This window comes from Ornithinimicrobium faecis (genome assembly GCF_023923225.1).
GTDB classification, from domain to species: domain Bacteria; phylum Actinomycetota; class Actinomycetes; order Actinomycetales; family Dermatophilaceae; genus Ornithinicoccus; species Ornithinicoccus faecis.
The window spans coordinates 2522652-2541432 of record NZ_CP099489.1; the positions used below are offsets into that span (position 1 = coordinate 2522652).

Here is an 18781-nt window from a genome sequence, read left to right on the forward strand (position 1 = left end):
ATCCGTGCTGAGCAGGGCTTCTGTCGTCGGGGAGGGTGGCGTCCGTCACCACCGGAGGTGCGCCGGGGTCAGCGGTTCTCCCAGTGCTCCTCGTTGTAGCCCGCAGCGTTGAGGCCCCACCAGGCGCCGATGCCGATCACGGCCACTGCCACGCCGCTCCAGGTGGCCCAGCTCAAGGCAAACATGACACCGAGCGAGATGAGCAAGGTGGCGAGCAGGAGAAGCAGCACGCCGGTCCAGGCCGCCACGCTGTTTCCGTGTCCGTGCTCATCGTCCATGGTCAAACTCCTGTGTCGGGGTGGGCTGCTTCGGGTCCATTGTGCCAGTTGAGCAGGGACGCTTCGGCCAAGGCCACGCCGGACCGGGGACAGCCCGGCGAGTCCCGCGCCCGGTGTCAGCTGTCGCTCGTCGCGGATCAGTCATCGACGGTGGGGTCCTGACCGTGGGTCAGGTCATCCCACGGGTCCCGCGGCCGCTCACGGCGGCGGGTGCTGCTCACCCCGGGAGGCGTCGTGCCCGTCGCGGCAGCACCACCACCGGGTGACCTCGAGGCACCCGTGTCGAACCACCGCAGCACGCACAGCACAGCACCCAGGAGGACCAGCACCGCGGCCCCCAGAGCGAGCCACGGCCAGAGCGTGGTCGTGGGGTCATCGATGTGGACGCTCAGGGACGCGGCACCGGGACGCTGGCGCGCGATCTGACCCAGTGGCTCACCGGGATCACCGAGGGTGAGCACAGCCGGCAGGCCAGCCAGCAGCGCACCACCGGCCAGGCAGACCGCCGCCGCCAGGCGCACCGGCCGCGAGCCCACCAGGCCCGCCAACAGGGCAGCGCCAGCCAGCAGCGCACCAGCAGTGAGGGTGCCTGCCACCTCGGAGCCGGTGGCTTCCACCACGGTGGTGCCGAGCACCGGGTCCTGCCAGGTGCCCCTCGCCCAGATCTGCTGTGCAGCGATGAGCAGGAGCATGACGCCGAGCCCGGCCCAGAGCCACCAGCGCTTCATCGCTGGGCCCCGGTGCCGTCAGGTCGGGTGTCTCGACCGTTGGGTGTCATGGTCCCCATCATGGCGGGTGGTGGCCTCAACCCTGCTGCTGGGCCGCCCAGGACGCGTGCATCCTGGTGTAGACGCCTCCGGCGCCGACCAGCTCCTCGTGCGGGCCGACGGCGACGATGCGGCCCTTGTCGACCACCACGACCACGTCGGCGGCCTCGGCGGTGGACAGCCGGTGCGCGATCGCGACGGACGTGCGGCCGCGGGTCAACCCCTCGAGCGCGCGCTGGATACGCACCTCGGTGGCCGGGTCGACGGCGCTGGTGGCCTCATCGAGCACCAACAGGTCCGGGTCGGCCAGATAGGCCCGGGTGATCGCCACGAGTTGGCGCTCCCCGGCCGACAGTGACTCACCACGCTGGCCGACCTGGGTGGCCAGCCCGAGCGGGAGCCCGGAGAGCCAGTGGTCCAGGCCCAGCTCGGTCATTGCCAGCTCGATGTCCTCATCGGATGCCTCCGGGCGTCCGAACCGGATGTTCTCCATCAGGGACTCGTCGAACAGGAAGCCCTCCTGGGGCACCATGACGATGCGCCGGCGCAGGCTGTCGAAGGCAATGTCGCGCAGGTCGACCCCGTCGATCAGCACTCGGCCCTCGCTGGGGTCCATCAGGCGGGTGAGCAGCTTGGCCAGGGTGGTCTTGCCCGACCCGGTCTCCCCCACGACCGCGATGCGGGTCTTGGGCTCGAAGGTCAGGTTGACGTCCTGCAGCACCCGGTCTCCGCCGGGATAGGAGAAGGCGATGTCGTCGAACTCGACGGTGATCGGCCCTCGTGGCAGCCGGACTCCGTCCTCGCCCGGGTCCGAGACGTCGGCCGGAGTGTCGATGACGCCGATCACGCGGCGCCAGCCCGCGACGGCGTTCTGGAGCTCGTTGAAGATTTCCGTGGCCTGCTGCACCGGTTGGGTGAACAGGTTGACCAGGAACAGGAAGGCCAGCAGCTGACCGAGGGTCATCTGGTCGTTCGCGGCCAGGACGGTGCCGATCACCAGCACGATGGCGGTGGTGATGCCTCCGAAGGCCTGCCCTGACACGAAGGCCATGACCGAGCGGATCTGCGCCTTGATCGCCGCCCGCCGGTGTCCCTCGATCGCCTCGTCGACCCGCGCCTCGGTGCGTCCCTCCACGCCGTAGGCACGGATGGTGACGGCGCCCACGATCGACTCCGACACGGCGCCGAGCAGATCGCCGACCCGTGCTCGGACGGCGCCGTAGGCACGCCCGAGCATCGGCTGGAACTTCGACACCAGGACCACCAGCGGGATCACGCACAGATAGACGACCCCGGCCAGGATGGGGCTGTAGATCACCATCAGGAGCGTGGCGACCAGCATCTGGGCGGTGGAGACCAGCAGCATGATGCCGCCGAACTGGACGAACATCGAGATCGTGTCGACGTCGTTGGTCACTCGGGCGACCAGTCCGCCGCGGCGCTCGGTGCTCTGCGTCAGCACAGACAGGTCGTGAATGTGTCGGAAGGCCCGGATGCGCAGCGTCGCCAGGCCCGACTCGGCCGCCTTGAACAGGCGGACGTTGACGACATACTGCGCGAACCCGGTGAACACGATGGCGCCTGCCGCGAGCAGGACCGCCCGGACCACAAAGTCGGTGTCGGGGCCGCCCTCCGCGAGGATGCCGTTGTCGGTGGCCTGCTGCACCACGAAGGGGATCAGGACCTTGCCGATGGTGGCGAACAGCGCCAGCAGGACCGTCACCCACAGGCCGCGCACCAACTCGGGCGAGAGCTCCAGGCCACGCTTCAGGGTGGCCCAGGTGGACAGGTCCTGGCTGCCGCCGATCTCGCTGTTGATGGCGTCGTGCTCGTCGTCGCGAGCGGAGCGGGTCGTGGTGCTCACACTGTCTCCTCGTCGGCCGCGACCGCGGCCCGTTCTGCGGCCTCGCGGGCATAGGCGTTGACCAGGTCGCCATAGCCCTCACACCGAGTGACGAGCTCCTGGTGGGTGCCCTGGTCCATCACCTGCCCCTGCTCGACATACACGATGTGGTCGGCCAGTTGGATGGTGGCCATCCGATAGGCGACCACGAGCACGGTCATGCCGTCGCCGGTCTCTCGCAGCCCGCCCAGGATGGCCTGCTCGATCGAGGGGTCAACCGCGCTGGTGGCGTCATCGAGCACCAACAGCCGTGGCTTGCGCACGATGGCCCGAGCCAGCGCGATCCGTTGCCGCTGGCCACCGGAGAGGTTGCCGCCGCGCTCGCCGATCATGGCATCGAGCGCACCCGGCATGGCGCTGACAAAGCCGTCCGCCCGAGCGGTGCGCAGGGCCTCCCACACCACCTCGTCGGACAGGTCCGCCCCCAGGGTCACGTTGTCGCGCACCGGGTCGTCGAACATGAACGTCTGCTGCGCGACCAGGGTGCCGACCTCGGGCACCTCGCCCTTGCGCACGCCGCGCAGGTCGATGCTGTCCATCGTCACCGACCCGCTGTCCGGGTCCATCAGGCGCAGGACAAGACTCGTCAGCGTGGACTTGCCGGAGCCCGTCGGCCCGACGAGGGCAACCGTGCGGCCCGCGGGCACGTCGAGGGTGACATCGCGGATGGCCATCGCGCGCTGCGGTCCCACCGGCAGGGTCGCCGCCTCCAGCGGATCCTCAGCGCCCAGGACGGCGCGCTCGGCGGGCTCGGCGTAGGCATAGGACACGCCCTCGGACCGCGAGTGTGCTGCCCCCTCTCGAGGCAGGGTGCCCTCGCCGTAATCCATCGAACCCTTCGCCTGCAGCACCGAGTCCACGCGGCGGAAGCCCACGACCGAGCGCGGGATCTCGGCGAGCACCCAGCCCAGGGCCCGGACCGGGAAGGCCAGGATCGAGAAGAGGTAGGCGATCTCGACGACGTCCGCCGCACTCAGGTCACCCGAGGCAACCCGGGCGGTGCCGACCGCCAGCACGGCCAGGGTGCCCAGCACCGGGATCGCCTCAATCACCGGCTCGAACATGCCGCGGGTGCGCCCGACGTTGATCAGGGAGTCGCGCAGGTCGTTGGTGACGCCGCCAAAGCGGTTGGTCTCCTCCTGCTCGCGCCCCATGGCCTTGACGAGCATCCCGGCCTCGAAGGACTCGTGGGCCACCTCGGCGACCTCGGCCCGCAACTGTTGGGCCTTGGTGATGCGCGGGGACATGACCCGCTGGAAGACGAGGTTGGCGGCGAACAGGCCGGGGAAGACCAGGAAGCCGATCAGGGCGAGGAAGGGGTCGACGAGGACCATCTGGGTGCCGGCGATGACCAGCATCACGATGACTCCGATGGCCATCGGCAGCGGGTTGAAGATCTGCCACGCGGCCTCGATGTCGGCGTGCGCGTTGGACAGCAGCTGCCCCGACGGGTGGGAGTGGTGCCAGCTCAGCGGCAGACGGAGATACTGCCGGGTGACCCGCTGGCGATACAGCGCCTGCAGGTTGAACCCGGCGATCGACGCGGCGACCCGGCGCAGCACCACACCGGTCATGTTGACCAGGAGCACGCCAAAGAGCACGAGGAAGATCAGCCACAGCCCCCGGCTGGTCACATTGCCCGACTCCACGGCGGGAGACACCGCGTGCTCGGTGACATAACCGATCGCCCAGGCGGTGGCGACGGTCGCCAGGGCCCACAGCGCTGAGCCCACGACCGCGACGGCAAAGATCTTCTTCTGCTGCCGGATGCCGATCCAGATGACGCGCAGCCCCTGCCGCAGGATCGCGGGTGTGGGGCGTGGGCGTTCGACCGGTCTGGTCGCAGAGGTCACGTCGGAAGGCTCCTTCTGCAGGCGGGATGGACGCAGACCGGACCCACCCGGTTGGCGCACCCGCCATCATCGCACGAGTGGTTGGTCCTTCCCAATCGAATATCGCGGAGCCGATGATCGAGGGCCGCCTATCGCGGAGCCGCCTCTCGAGGGCCCGGACCCACCGAACCCGCACACGGGTCAGGAGATCAGGCGGGAGCTAGCTGCTGTGGTGCTGGACCAGGGCAGCCAGGCGCGCAGCCTCGGCGTGCGCAAACTGACCGTCGGCCCGCTGGATGCCCATGACGGACAGCTCCTCGGTGTCCGCGAGCTCCAGGATGACCCACGGGTGCCCACCATCGAGGGCGTTCACCCGCAGGATCTCGGCCCACTCCAGGCGCCGGCTGCGCACCAGGTTGATGACGTGCAGTCCCTCAGAGGTGGGGACGGCACGGACGATCGCGAACCGCGCCAGACCGGCTGCGACGACGACGGCGAAGATCCCGACGACGATCCGGTCGGCCATGGTCCAGCCGCCGGGGGCCAGGATCGCCAGGACCCCGAAGGCCACGAGGACCGCGAGGGCACTGCCCCAGGCGACCAGGGCTCCGCGCCGGGGCCGAAACACGGCATACGGGTCCTTGGGGCTCACCCGGCCAGCCTAGGTCACCTGGCCGACCGGGTGAGCCGGCCGTCTGCGGTCAGCCGACGGTCGCGTCCACCGACGCCGGTGTCGGCCTCGGATTCTCGTCCCTGGCTGCCCGGCGCCACACGAAGAAGCCCCACAGGACAAAGGCTCCGTAGACGGCATACATGATCGCCGAGGGGTAGTAGCCGGAGTGCCACAGCAACGGCACTCCCACCAGGTCGACCGCGATCCAGACCAGCCAGAAGTCGACCCACCCGCGGGCCATGGCGTAGGTCGCGAGGATCGAGCCGACAAAGATCCAGGCGTCGGTCCAGTAGTACCAGTCCGGAGCAGCCCAGCCCACGCCAACCTGCTGGAAGATCCACTGGCACAGGACCACCAGTGCGACTGCGGCGAGCAGGTAGGCCGTGCGCTCTCGCGCCGTGGCCCACCGCGGGGTGATCGCCGGCTCGCCCTTGCCGCGGGTGCGGCGGGACTGGTTCCAGGCCCACCAGCCATAGACGCTGGTGATGATGAAGAAGACCTGTCGAGCGGCCTGCCCGAACAGGCTGTGCTCCTGCGGGGTGGCGAACCACACCCCCATGAACACGGTGAAGAGGAAGACGTTGCCGATGATGCCGACGGGCCAGGCCCAGACGAACCGGCGCATGCCGAGGATCGCCGAGCCGATGCCAAAGAGGTTTCCGACGACTTCGCGCCAGAGAATGGTGTGTTGCCCGAGCTGAAGCTCGGCGGTGAAAAGGTCGTTCCAGACGTCCACGACGTGCATCCTTTGCGGATCAGGTGGCCGGGAACGAAAAAATCCCCGGCCACAGACGGTGTGGGCGCCGGGGGTTTGCGTGAAGCGATACGTGTCGCGTGGGCGGGGGCCTCAACGAGAGGTATGCCGTTGCCGGCACCTCTCCCGGTGCGGTCCGTCGCCGCGGCGACGCGCGTGCTGCCTCCCATCCGGACTTTAACCGTCGGTCCCGGAGTTTCACCAGGTCAGCCAGCCGCTGGATGCGGCCGGGTCGCGGACTATCACCGCCGGCTCGGAATTTCACCGACCCCGGAGCACGTATTGCCCCGCCATTCTAACGCCTCGGGAAGGGTCTGTGTCAGGGGCTTGGCGTCAGGGGTCTGGTCGGGCCCAGGTCAGCTCCCAGACCCGGCCGGTGATCAGTGCCCGGCGCAGGCTGCAGCCAGGTCCCGGAGCTCGCTGATCCGCGAGGGGACGTCGTCAGCTCCGTAGACGGCCGAGCCGGCCACGAAGACGTCCGCCCCGGCCTCGACGCACTGACCGATCGTGTCCTGGGAGACGCCGCCGTCGACCTGCACCCAGATCTCGCCGCCGTGTCGGCTCACGGCCTCGCGGACCTCGCGCACCTTCGCCATCTGGTCAGCCATGAAGGACTGGCCGCCAAAACCAGGCTCCACGGTCATCACCAGCACCATGTCCACCTCGGGCAACAGGTCGGCATACGGGGTGAAGGGGGTGCCAGGCTTGACCGCGAAGGCGGCGCGAGCTCCGGCAGCACGGATCGACCGGGCGGTCGCGACGGGGTCCGTCGCGGCCTCGACGTGGAAGGTCACTGAGGAGCCGCCGGCCTCGGCATACTGCGGGGCCCACCGGTCCGGGTCCTCGATCATCAGGTGGCAGTCCAGCGGGATCGGGCTGACTGCCTTGATGGCCTCGACCACCGGCAGCCCGAGGGTCAGGTTGGGCACGAAGTGGCCGTCCATCACGTCGACGTGGGCCCAGTCGGCCGTGGAGATCCGGGCCAGCTCGGACTCAAGGTTGGCGAAGTCTGCGGACAGGATGCTGGGGCTGATCTGGAGCACCTGAGCAGCCTAGTGCGTGCCGCCGTGTCAGCCGGTGAGGCGGTCAGGTCAGGTCAGGTCAGGTCAGGTCAGGTCAGGCGCCGACACGGAGCAGCGCCAGGAACATCCCGTCCGTGCCGTGCAGGTGTGGCCAGAGCTGGGCCCAGGGCCCCGGGCCGGTGTCCGGCAGGATCTGGCCCGCCCGATCGCGCAGGAGTGGCCGCACGTCCACGGCGCTCACCGACGGGAAGACCTTGAGCACGTCCTTGACCACAAACTCGGTCTCAGCCAGGTGCGGCGAGCAGGTCGAATAGAGCACGACTCCCCCAGGCCGGGTGGCCTCGATGGCCCCCGCCAGCAGGTCGCGCTGCAGCGGCCCGAGCTCGGCGAGGTCCTTGGGGGTGCGGCGCCACCGTGCGTCTGGACGTCGCCGGAGTGCTCCCAGACCCGTGCACGGCGCGTCGACCAGCACGCGGTCATAGCGCCCGGGGTCGGACTCGCCGACGTCCCGGCCGTCCTCCACGGTCACGTGCACGACCTCGGGGTGGGCGTGTCGGACCGCCCGCAGTGTGTTGCGCACCAGGTCGGCGCGGTGGGCCTGGACCTCATTGGCGCGCAGGTGGGCACCGTGCTGGACCGCGAGGGCAGCCAGCAACCCAGCCTTGCCTCCGGGCCCGGCACACAGGTCGAGCCACTGCTCGGTGGGGGTGTTCGTGGTGGCGGTGTTCGTGGCCGGAGCATCCGTGGTGGAGGTGTCCGTTGTCGAGCTCTCCGTTGCCGACGTGTCCGTGGTGGAGATCTCGGCGGCCGCGAGAGCCAGGGCCAGCAGTTGCGACCCGGCGTCCTGGACGGCTGCGCCGCCGTCCCGGACTGCCGCGAGCTGGCCCGGGTCGCCACCGGGCATGGTCCAGGCCGTGGGGGCGGTGGCGTCGGGCACGGCCCCCGCCTCCTTGAGTTCGTCCTCGGCGCCGAGCCCGGGACGTGCCACGAGCGTCGGTGACGCCGGTGTGTTGTGCGCTTCGAGCAACGTCGCCAACTGACGCTCGGACGTCTCAGCCGTGCTGGCTCCGTGACCGATCAGCGCGGCCCGCAGCGCCCGCACCACCCACACGGGGTGGGAGTTCTCGATCGCGAGACGCTCGATCGGGTCGGTGGTCGAGCCGGCGACCTGCTCCAGCCACTCCGGGCGGCTGCGCTCGGACACTCTGCGCAGCACCGCGTTGACAAACCCGCCTGCGCCCTGGCCGACGTGCTGTCGCGCCAGGGCCACCGTGGCGCTGACGGCTGCGTGGTCCGGGACCCGCATCGCCAACAACTGGTGGGCCCCCAGTCTCAGGATGTCCCGCACCGCCGGGTCGATGGCACGGCCGGGACGGTCCACGCAGGCGTCGATCACGGCGTCATACAGGCCCTGCATCCGCAGGGTGCCGTAGGTCAGCTCCGTGGCGAAGCCGGCATCACGCCCCTGCAGACGGGCCTCGCGCAGCACTGTGGGCAGGACCAGGTTGGCATAGCCTCCATCGGCAACGGCACGCATCACCTCATAGGCAGCGTCTCGTGCGGGGTCTCCGTGTCTGGCACGCTGCGAGGGAGCCTGGGCGGAGCGCTGACGGGGACCGCGGCCTCGCCCGCCCGCGCCCGTTGAGCCGTCGCGTCGCCGCCTGTCGTCCTGCCGTCCGCGCTCAGCCACCGAGCACCTCTCCTGTCTCGATCCGCACGCCACGGGCCCAGTCGGTGGCCGCCATGGCCTTCTTGCCATGGGCCTGCACGGTCCCCAGCTCGACCGCCCCGGTGCCCGTCCCGACCAGGACGGCCCGCCGCTGGACGCGCAGCTCACCGGGCCGCAGGGATCCGCTGTCACCACTGTTGTCGACCGAGGCGTGATCGTGGCCATCGGTGTTCACGGACGCCAGTGGTGCCACCTTGAACCGGTCACCGCGGAAGGTCGTCCAGGCGCCCGGTGCGGGGGTGCAGCCACGGATCTGCCGCCCCACGGCATACGCCGGCCTGGTCCAGTCGATCCGGGCGTCGTCAACGGTGATCTTCGGCGCATGGGAGACCCCCTCCCCCGGTTGCTCCACAGGCCGCAGACTGCCGTCGGCCAGCCCGTCGAGGGAGGCGACCAGCAGGCCGGCACCCACGTCGGCCAGTCGCTCGAGCAGGGTGCCGGCGGTGTCCTCGGGGCGGATCGGCTCGGTGAGGGTCCCCAGGACGGGACCGGTGTCCAGCCCCTCCTCCAACAGGAACGTCGTGGCACCGGTCATCTCGTCGCCAGCCATGAGGGCACGCTGCACCGGGGCCGCGCCACGCCAGGCGGGCAGCAGGGAAAAGTGCAGGTTGACCCAGCCGTGGCGCGGGATCTCCAGCACCGGGGCCGGGATCAGGCCGCCATAGGCGACCACCGGGCAGGCGTCCGGGGCCAACTCAACGAGGCGTGCGGCGAACTCGGGGTCGCGGGCAGAAGCCGGGGTCAGCACCTCGACCCCAGCCTCCTGAGCGACCTGGCGCACTGGCGACGCCGCCAGCGTGCGCCCCCGCCCTGCTCGCGCATCGGGCCGGGTGACCACGGCCACGACCTCATGGTCCGAGGCCAGCAGGGCACGCAGCGACGGCACGGCCGGCTCAGGGGTGCCGGCGAAAACGAGTCTCACGTGAGGTTCTCGATCCTGGTGCTCAGAGGTCCTTCGGCTCCTCGTGCTGCTCCGAGGCCACGTGGAACTCGTCTGCGTCGGCCTTGATCTCGGAGACCTCGTCACCGAGCTGACGCAGCAGCGCGTGGCGCTCCTCGCGACGTGTCCGCTGCTCGCCCGGGTGCGGGACCGGAGCAGCGGCCAGCAGCCGCTGGGTGTATTCCTCCTGGGGGTTCATCAGCACCTGCTCTCGCGGGCCAGCCTCGACGACCTTGCCGTTCTGCAGCACGACGACCTGGTGCGCCAGCAGGTCGATGACCGCCAGGTCGTGGCTGATGAACAGGCAGGCGAACTTGTAGCGCGCCTGCAGGTCGCTGAAGATGTTGAGCACCTTGGCCTGCACGGACACGTCCAGGGCGGACGTGGGCTCGTCGGCCACGAGCAGCTCCGGGTCGAGAGTCAGGGCGCGGGCGATGGAGATGCGCTGTCGCTGTCCACCGGAGACCTCGTGCGGATAGCGGTTGAAGACCTCGCGCGGGAGCTCGACGGCGTCCAGCAACTCGTAGACCTTCGCCTCCTGCTCCTTGCGGTTGCCGACCTTGTGCACGACCATCGGCTCGCTGATGCACTCACCGATCGGCAGGCGCGGGTTCAGCGACGCGGCCGGGTCCTGGAAGATGACGCCGATGCGTCGGCGGATCGGCTTGAGCTGCTTGCGGTTCATCCCGGTGATGTCCTGCCCGAGCAGACGGAACGACCCGCCCGCAGCCGGGATCAGGCCCAGGGCGCAGCGCCCGATCGTCGACTTGCCGGAGCCCGACTCACCGACCAGGCCGACGATCTCGCCCTGGCGGACCTGGAAACTGACGTCGTCAACCGCGCGGAACGGCGGCTTGCCGAGCCGGTGATACTCGATCACCAGGTTCTCCAGGTCGATCGCCAGATCGGCCTGGTCGTCGACCGTGTCCTCGCTGATGTTGATGCCCATCTGCGAGCGGCCAGCACCCAGGCGGGGCACGGACGACAGGAGCATCTTGGTGTAGTCGTGCTGCGGGTTGAGCAGCACCTCATCGGCCGTGCCGGTCTCGACCAGGTCACCCTTGAACATCACGGCGACGCGGTCGGCCATGTCGGCCACGACCCCCATGTTGTGGGTGATCAGCAGGATGCCGGTGTTGAGCTTGTCCTTCAGGGACCGCAGCAGGTCGAGGATGTCGGCCTGGACCGTGACGTCCAGGGCCGTCGTTGGCTCGTCGGCGATGATGACCTTCGGGTCGCAGCTGATCGCGATCGCGATCACGACGCGCTGGCGCTGGCCGCCGGAGAGCTCGTGCGGGTATTGCTTCATGCGGCGGTCTGGCTCAGGGATGCCGACCATGTCCAGCAGCTCGATGGCTCGTCGCACCGCAGCCTTGCCCGACGCGATGCCGTGCAGCTCGAGGGCCTCGGTCATCTGGGTGCCGATCGTCAGCACCGGGTTCAGAGCCGTCATCGGCTCCTGGAAGACCATCGCGATGTCGTTGCCGCGCAGACGCCGCATGGCGCCCTCGGACAGCTGACGGATCCCCCGTCCGTTGACGGTGATCTCACCGCCGATCCGCGCGTTGCTCGGCAGCAGCCGCATGGCCGTCATCGACGTCACGGACTTGCCGGAGCCGGACTCGCCGACCAGGGCGACGACCTCACCGGGGTTGACGTGCAACGACACGCCCTTGACTGCGTGGACGGAGCCGAACTCGGTGGAGAACCGGACGTCGACGTCCGTGAAGTCGAGAACGGCACCTGAGGTGTGGTCAGTGGTGGGTGCAGTCATCAGTCGCTCCTGCTCTGGCGGGGGTCAAAGGCGTCACGGAGGCCGTCACCGAGGAAGTTCACCGACAGCGCGATGCCCAGGATGATCATGCCGGGCCACCAGAAGAGCCACGGACGCACCGTGAAGCTGTTCTGATAGATGGAGATGAGCTGGCCCAGCGAGGTGTCCGGCGGCTTCACGCCGAACCCGAGGAAGCTCAGCGCACTCTCCAGCAGGATGACGGACGCGATCGTCAGGGTGGCGCTCACGATGATCGTGCCCATCGTGTTGGGCAGGATGTGCTTGAAGATGATCCGCCACGGTGACGTGCCGACCGCCTCTGCTGCGGTGACGAAGTCTCGCTCCCGGAGCGAGAGGACCTCACCGCGCACCAGACGCGCCAGACCGGTCCAGGAGACCAGGCTCAGCATGATCGCCAGCGGCCAGATGCCACCGCCACTGATCTGGCCCAGGACCGCAGCCATGACCAGCAGCGGGATCACGATGAGCAGGTCGGTGATGCGCATCAGCAGCGACTCGACCCACCCGCGGAAGTATCCGGCGATGGCGCCGATCAGGGTGCCGATGATCGTCGTGACGATGCCGACCGCAAAGGCAATGATCATCGACCGCTGGGTCCCGCGCATGACCAGCGCGAAGTAGTCCTTGCCGGCGTTCTCCTGGCCGAAGGGCTGCTCGCCCCACGAGGGCGGGAAGAACCCGAGGGTGGGACGCCCGCCGTCCACAACCGTGGCCGCGGAGTAGTAGTCCTTGCCCCACCAGCCCGGCAGAAAGCCGTAACCGATCGAGCTGAAGGCCATGATGGTGATGAAGAGCAGGAGCCCCAGCGAGATCATTGCGCCCCTGTGCCGGAAGAACCGGCGCCGGATCAACTCACCCTGCGAGTAGGACTTCTGGGTCAGGTCGATCTGCTTCTCGACCGAGAGCTCGTCGCCCATCACCGTGTCTCGGTGCTGCACTGCGGCGGGGTCGTGCTGGTCGGGGATCGGGGACAGGTGTTCCTGACCGCTGCCCGGGATCTCGGGCTTGTCGTTGTCGTCACTCATGGGATCCTCCGAAGGAAGTCGGGGCGGGCTGGCTGGTCACGGCGGTCCACCAGCTCACGTCCGGATCCGCGGGTCGAGGAAGGCGTAGGAGATATCCGCGATCATGTTCATCAGCACGGCCGCGGTGCCGGTCACCAGATAGAAGGCCATGACCGGCCCGGGGTCAACTCGCGTCAACCCCTCCTGGAACATCGCCCCCATGCCTTTCCAGCCGAAGACGGACTCGGTGACCACCGCGCCACCGATCAGACCGGCGAAGTCGAAGGCCACGATCGTCGTGATCGGGATCAGCGCGTTGCGCAGGGCGTGCTTGGTGATGACGACCCGCTCCGAGAGGCCCTTGGACCTGGCGGTGCGGACGTAGTCCTGGCGGATCGTCTCCAGCATCGAGGCTCGGGTGTAGCGGCTGTAGCTCGCCAGTGAGATGACGGTCAGCACGATGGTCGGCAGGATCAACTGCACGCCCCAGTCCCAGACTCCGGTCCAGAAGGGACCCTCAAAGTTGGGAGACCCACTGCCGATGGTCGAGATGGGCCGGGCCTTGCGGTCCAGGAACGGACCCCAGTTGCGCAGGAGCTGGTCGAGCCCGGTGGCGCCGGCGAACGCGACGGCCGTCCCGATCGAGACCCAGATGGCGATGCTCTTGTCCCAACCGCCCCAGAACCACCCGATGATGATGGCCGAGGCGACGCTGATGGCGAGCATCAGCAGCAGCAGCGGATAGGTGGGGGCCTCGATCCAGCCGCTAAAGATGAAGGTGCCCACGACGCCGACGGCGATGGTGGTCAGCCCGGCGTAGAGGATCTTCATGTTGCCCCGGCCGACGGTCAGGTAGGTGAGCAGCACCGCGGCGCCGAGCGCGATCAGGATGATCAGGCCCAGGCCGAGCGCTGGCTGGCGCCACCAGTCGACCTGGTCGAAGTAGGTGACGGCGCCGAAGGCCACGAGGGCGGACACCGCGAAGGTGATGAGTTTGCGGCGCAGGTCTCCACCGAGCAGGGAGGCGAGCACCAGCCCGAAGAGCACCCCGATGATGATCGCCGCTGTTAATGAGACTGATGGATCAGCGATCCAGTTGTTGAAGCGGATGGCGCCGTATTCCTTGAGCAGCACCGCGACCCAGAACACCGGGAGGGAGAAGAACAGGAAGGCAGCGAAGGTGACGATGTAGTCGAACCCGGAGTACTGCCGGATGGCGGCCAGGATGCCCATCGTGATCCCGATGATGATCGCGAGGGCGGTGGCCAGGGTGACCAGGCGCAGCGTGCTGCCGGCGGCGTTCATCAAGGCGGTCCCGATGTCTGCGCCACGCGAGTCCAGGCCCAGATCACAGCGCAGGGCCGCACACTTGCCGACGCCCACGACCCACATCCAGTAGCGGACGTACCACGGCTCGTCGAGGTTCATGTTCCGGGTGCGGGCCGCCATCAACTGCTCGCGGTTGCGGTCGCGACTCTCGCGGAGGTCCTCCAGTGGGTCACCGGAGAAGACGGTGATGAAGAACAGGAAGACGGATCCCAGCACAAGGATCAGCGCCGAAACGCCCAACCTGCGCAAGATAAATCGGAGCACGGGGTTTTCCCTTCAAGAACTGGCCAGTTCCGTCAGGAACTGGACTGTGCCGTGGCCTCGGGTTGTGTGAGCCTAACGCTCCACCCTCGGGCTGTCACTCCGTCCGGATGGTGTGTCCGGGCGGACTAGTGGGGCGGGACCAGGGTCCCGCCCCACTAGTTGTGCGCTACAACGGTGTGTTAGCGGAGGTGACCGGCGCTAGCCGGTCGAGGGTCATGCACGAGATCACTCGCTGCGGACCCACTGCTCTGCGTTCCACGGCACACCAGTCTGGCTGGCGTTGAGGATGACGTTGTCGATGGTCGAGTCGTAGGCGACAACACCCGGGTGCGCGAAGACCGGGATGCTGTGCAGCGTGTTCCACGCCTCGGTCTCGATGATGGCCAGCTGCTCCTTCTGGACGTCCTCGTCCAGGGTGGTGGAGATGGTGTTCCACGCCTCGTCAGCAGCCTCGTTGACCCAGCCACCGTAGTTGCCGGCGCCGTCGCTCTCGTACCAGAACGCCGAGCCGGTGACGGTGCCAGAGCCCGCCCACGCGAACAGGGCGATCTCCCAGTCACCGGAGGACAGGACGTCACCCAGGCCCGGGGCCGAGGCGTCAACGATGGTGAAGCCGACCTGGTCACAGGACGCCTTGATCAGGGCGACCTCATCGACACGACGCTGGTTGCCCGCGCCATAACCGATGCGGATCTCGGTGCCCTCCTCGAGACCGGACTCGGCGAACTTCTCCTTCGCCAACTCCAGGTCAACCTCGTCGTAACGACCGTCGTAGATGGCCGCGACGTGCTCGTCGTAGCCCTCCTGGAACGGGAACACCTCGCGGGAGTTCATGACCACCGCGTCCTCGGTGATCGGCTTGAGCAGGTTGTCCACGATCTGCTGACGCGGCACGCAGTGGGCGAACGCCTCGCGAGCAGCCAGACCACCCTCGCCCTCGGACCACGGGCTGCCCTCGGCGAAGTTGTAGTCGAGGTGCTCGAAGGTCATCGTGTCGCCGGTGTCCATGGTGATGGAGTCACCGAGGGCCTCGATCTGCTGCACCGTGTCCACGGTGGCCTGCGGCTCGATGATGTTGAGGTCACCGTTGCTCAGGGCCTGGACGTGCGTCTCCGGCGCGGCGAAGCGGAACGTCAGGTTCGACGTGGCCGGCGGCGGGCCCCAGTAGCTCGCGTTCGGGCCGAGGGTGACGTATTCACCGACGCTCCACTCAGCGCCGCCTGCGGGGTCGATGCTGTAGGGAGCGTTGGACAGCGCGATGGTCGGGTCCGGCAGCGTCTTGTCCGGGGAGAGCCAGCCGGTGTTCCAGAACTCGGCGGCCGGTGCGATCGCGTCGGTGTCGCCCTCCTGGATTGCGGTGACGAGCTCCTCGGAGGTCATCCCGCTCTGCTCGGCAGCAACGTGGGCCGGCATGGCGCCACCGACGCTGAGCTCCCAGTCCGGGTAGGGCTCGGGGTACTCGACCGTGAAGGTCTTGCCGTCGAGCTCACCCTGCGGGCCGTCCGGGTTGTACAGACCCCAGTCGGTCGCGACCGAGTTGAAGGCCGGGACGTAGTCCTCGAAGGCCGGGTCGTCCTCAGCCGGTGCCTCGCCGTAGATCGACGGCGGGTTGTTGGAGGCCCAGTCGAACAGGAAGTCGTTGTAGGTGACCGGCGTGCCGTCCTCCCAGACCGCCTCGTCGGAGATGGTGTACTCGACGGTCAGCGGGTCCTCGGAGACCATCTCATAGGAACCGAAGTCGGTGTCCGGGTAGATGGTGCCGTCGGTGCCGTAGTACCAGAAGCTGCTCCCCAGCCGGCTGGAGATGACCGAGTTGTAGACGGAGTTGGTCTCCACCGTGACCGAGTTCAGACCGGCCCACTCGTCTGCGCCGACCGAGAAGAAGATGTTGTCTTCCTTGGTGGTGATCTCACCAAGGTCCGGCTTGGCGGAGTCACCAGCAGGCGCGGCATCCTCGCCGCCGCCAGAGGTCGCCTCGCTCTCGTCCTCCCCACCGGGAGCGGCAGACTCGCCGCCGTCGTCCTCCGAGCCCTCTTCGCTGCCCTGGCTGTCGTCCTGCGTCGGGTCCTCTTCGTCGGACCCGGACGTGCAAGCGGACAGCACCAGGGCTCCCGCGGCCACAATCGCCATGGTTGTGCGCCTGATCTTCAATGTTCCTCCTATTGAGCGGACACTGCCACAGGCAGGTGCCCGGCCCCCATGGCCGGCACCCGACAGACCTGCAACGCGCCGGGGGTGTGCGAGAGACAAGGTATGCACTCACTCGACCCAATACCAACACAAGTCGCCGCAAGGTGACCCGATCGTTATCGAGTTGATACGCAACCCTGCTGGGCCTGGATTCCCGGTGACCCGGGAGGGCTGCCGTCAGAGGTCGAGGTCTTGAGCGTCGAGACGGACCTCGAGGTCGCCAGCGGCCTTGCGCAGGCTCCGTGCCGCCCGCAGATCGCGCAGCACGCGCGGCAGGCCTGGGTCGTCAACAGGACCGCCGACATCTCCTCGCACCACCAGGCGCGCGATCTCCTTGGCTGAGCGCCCAGCCTCGGTGACCAACGGGCCGAGGACCTCGATGTCGCCGTGGCTCGTGTCGGCACGCAGGATCTCGGCCGCTCGAGTCACCGCGGCGGAGTCACCGGTCAGGGTGGCGGTGCGCCGCACGGGTGGCAGCCCCAGCTCGACCCGGTCCTCGAGCTCGCGGCGGGCCAACCAGGCCGGGTCCCAGCGCACCAGGGCCTCAACGGGTCGTTGACCCGCGTGCGGAGGCACGCCGGACAGCACCACACGCGCTGCGGGTCTGGTCAGCGCGGCCGCCGACAACCACCGCCGCAACGCCTCGACACCGGCCTCCAGCCCACCGCGGTCGAGCACCGCCCAACCGTCCAGCAGGAGAGCCGCCGTGTAGCCACGCTCGGCCACCGGCTCGGCGCCGGGTGTCGCGATCACGACGGCGGGCTCGTCGGGGACCGTCGCCAGGACCTGCGCTGCGCGTGACACCAGCACGCGTGCCCCGGGAAAGGCTCGACCGACCTCCTCTGCCGTCCGCTCCTCCCCCACGACACCGGAGCGGCGTCGGGTGCCGCCACACTCTCGGCACGGGTGGCCGTCATCACCACGACCGCACCAGCCACAGGTCGGGTCGGCACCGGGGGCGACCATCCGCAGCGGCCCCGAGCAGGTGGCACACCGCAGCGGGGTGCGGCAGTGCTCGCAGCTCAGACTCACCAGATAACCCCGCCGCGGCACCTGGATCAGGACCGGGCCGTTCACCAGCCCGTCCTTGACCGCCCGCCACGCCACGCTGGGCAACCGAGCCGACGCCGCCGCCGCGTCCCGCTCCCCCTGGTGTCCCTCTCCTGCCACGGTGATCCGCGGCACGCGGGCCGCTAGGGCAGGTGGCGCTGGTCGCACCTCAGGCAGATCACCGCGCTGGATCCAGTGCTGGATCTGCGATGTCCTGCTGTGCCCACCGACGAGCAGCCCGGCCCCGGCCAGGGCGGCACGGCGCCGCAGCACCTCACGCACGTGGGGGTAGGGCGCGCGCGGCTCCTGGAGGTTGTCGTCACCGTCGTCCCACCAGGCCACCAGACCCAGATCAGGCACCGGCGCGAAGGCAGCCGAGCGTGACCCGATCACCACCTTGACGTGACCTCGCAGCGACCGGAGCCAGGCGGCGTAGCGCTGCTCCGGGCCGAGGTCCGCGGTCAGCCGGACATAGCTGTCCGGGCCGAGGACCGCATCGAGCGCGGCGGCCAACCGGTCTAGGTCTCGGTGGTCGGGCAGCACGACGACGCTCGAGCGCCCCGACGCGTGCACCGCCGCGACCGCAGTGGCCAGGGCCCGTGGCCACCCCTGCAGCGCACCTGCGTCCGGCACGGCCAACCAGGCGGCCCTGGGTGACTCCCCCGCGGCCAGCCGGCGCAGCAGTGCTGGCCCCGCCGGGTAGGCCTCCCAGCCGGACGTCTCCTCGGCGACAGTGTCGTCAACGTCCCTCGCGAGGTGGGGTGCAGGCTGCTCGGACTCGGACTCGGCCTCGGGCCGGAGCGGCAGGGACTTCTCGGCCCTGGCGTGTCGCGGTGGGATGGCCAGGCGCAGCACGTCGGCCATCGAGCCGGCGTAGTGGTCCGCCAGCTCCCGACAGAGCCGCGCGATGGACGGTGTCAGCACGACCTCGTCAGACACGACCTTCAACAGGGGAGCGAGCCGCCCGGTGTGTTCCGCCTCTGCGCGCCGTGCCAGGAGATAACCGTCCACGACTCGGCCGGCGAAACGCACCCGCACCCGCACCCCGGCCCGGGCGACCCGGTCGAGACCGGCCGGCACGGCATACTCAAAAGGCCGGTCCAGATGGGCCAGGTGACTGTCCACCGCCACCAGTGCCACGGCGTCCTCGCCGGCGACGGCAGCCCCCGAGGTGTCCGTGGTGGGCACCGCGGCCGTGGGCACAGACAAACCGGCCAGTGTTGGCTGGTCGGTGCTGTCGTCGGCCATGGG

Annotated in this window: 14 protein-coding genes and 1 riboswitch; all 14 genes read right to left on the reverse strand. The window is 69.1% G+C overall.

Translation table 11 applies throughout. The annotated features are described in order from the left end of the window. Positions 1 to 68: 68 nt before the first annotated feature. On the reverse strand, positions 69 to 278 hold the full coding sequence (locus NF556_RS11735) for an HGxxPAAW family protein (RefSeq protein WP_252591117.1): 210 nt from the start codon (positions 276 to 278) through the stop codon (positions 69 to 71). Between the two features lie 137 nt (positions 279 to 415). After that, a complete protein-coding gene (locus NF556_RS11740; RefSeq protein WP_252591118.1) occupies positions 416 to 1006 on the reverse strand; it encodes a Trp biosynthesis-associated membrane protein in 591 nt (196 codons plus the stop codon). 76 nt (positions 1007 to 1082) lie between these two features. Then, positions 1083 to 2909: an ABC transporter ATP-binding protein gene (locus NF556_RS11745; protein ID WP_252591119.1), complete on the reverse strand. Its 1827-nt coding sequence runs from the start codon at positions 2907 to 2909 to the stop codon at positions 1083 to 1085. Next, positions 2906 to 4801: an ABC transporter ATP-binding protein gene (locus tag NF556_RS11750; RefSeq protein WP_252591120.1), complete on the reverse strand. Its 1896-nt coding sequence runs from the start codon at positions 4799 to 4801 to the stop codon at positions 2906 to 2908. The genes NF556_RS11745 and NF556_RS11750 overlap by 4 nt, the downstream gene beginning before the upstream one ends. A gap of 199 nt (positions 4802 to 5000) precedes the next feature. Then, a complete protein-coding gene (locus NF556_RS11755; RefSeq protein ID WP_252591121.1) occupies positions 5001 to 5432 on the reverse strand; it encodes a PH domain-containing protein in 432 nt (143 codons plus the stop codon). A 49-nt stretch (positions 5433 to 5481) separates the two neighbouring features. Next, positions 5482 to 6198 (reverse strand): nicotinamide riboside transporter PnuC, encoded by a 717-nt coding sequence (pnuC, locus tag NF556_RS11760; protein ID WP_252591122.1) that lies wholly within the window; start codon positions 6196 to 6198, stop codon positions 5482 to 5484. Positions 6199 to 6360: 162 nt separating this feature from the next. Further along, a riboswitch (FMN riboswitch) is annotated at positions 6361 to 6489 on the reverse strand. Positions 6490 to 6587: 98 nt separating this feature from the next. Continuing rightward, complete coding sequence (gene rpe / locus NF556_RS11765) at positions 6588 to 7250, reverse strand: ribulose-phosphate 3-epimerase (protein WP_252591123.1); 663 nt, start codon at positions 7248 to 7250, stop codon at positions 6588 to 6590. 73 nt (positions 7251 to 7323) lie between these two features. Further along, positions 7324 to 8919 (reverse strand): RsmB/NOP family class I SAM-dependent RNA methyltransferase, encoded by a 1596-nt coding sequence (locus tag NF556_RS11770; protein ID WP_252591124.1) that lies wholly within the window; start codon positions 8917 to 8919, stop codon positions 7324 to 7326. After that, positions 8912 to 9880 (reverse strand): methionyl-tRNA formyltransferase, encoded by a 969-nt coding sequence (gene fmt / locus NF556_RS11775; protein WP_252591125.1) that lies wholly within the window; start codon positions 9878 to 9880, stop codon positions 8912 to 8914. The genes NF556_RS11770 and fmt overlap by 8 nt, the downstream gene beginning before the upstream one ends. Positions 9881 to 9902: 22 nt before the next feature. After that, complete coding sequence (locus tag NF556_RS11780) at positions 9903 to 11672, reverse strand: ABC transporter ATP-binding protein (RefSeq protein ID WP_252591126.1); 1770 nt, start codon at positions 11670 to 11672, stop codon at positions 9903 to 9905. Next, on the reverse strand, positions 11672 to 12610 hold the full coding sequence (locus tag NF556_RS11785; protein WP_252595792.1) for an ABC transporter permease: 939 nt from the start codon (positions 12608 to 12610) through the stop codon (positions 11672 to 11674). Before NF556_RS11785 ends, NF556_RS11780 begins: the two co-directional genes overlap by 1 nt. Positions 12611 to 12772: 162 nt before the next feature. After that, complete coding sequence (locus tag NF556_RS11790) at positions 12773 to 14290, reverse strand: ABC transporter permease (RefSeq protein ID WP_252591127.1); 1518 nt, start codon at positions 14288 to 14290, stop codon at positions 12773 to 12775. A gap of 225 nt (positions 14291 to 14515) precedes the next feature. After that, the gene (locus NF556_RS11795; RefSeq protein WP_252591128.1) at positions 14516 to 16420 is read right to left on the reverse strand and encodes an ABC transporter substrate-binding protein; all 1905 of its coding nucleotides are present in this window, start codon (positions 16418 to 16420) and stop codon (positions 14516 to 14518) included. 237 nt (positions 16421 to 16657) lie between these two features. Continuing rightward, complete coding sequence (locus NF556_RS11800; RefSeq protein ID WP_252591129.1) at positions 16658 to 18778, reverse strand: primosomal protein N' family DNA-binding protein; 2121 nt, start codon at positions 18776 to 18778, stop codon at positions 16658 to 16660. Between the last annotated feature and the right edge of the window lie 3 nt (positions 18779 to 18781).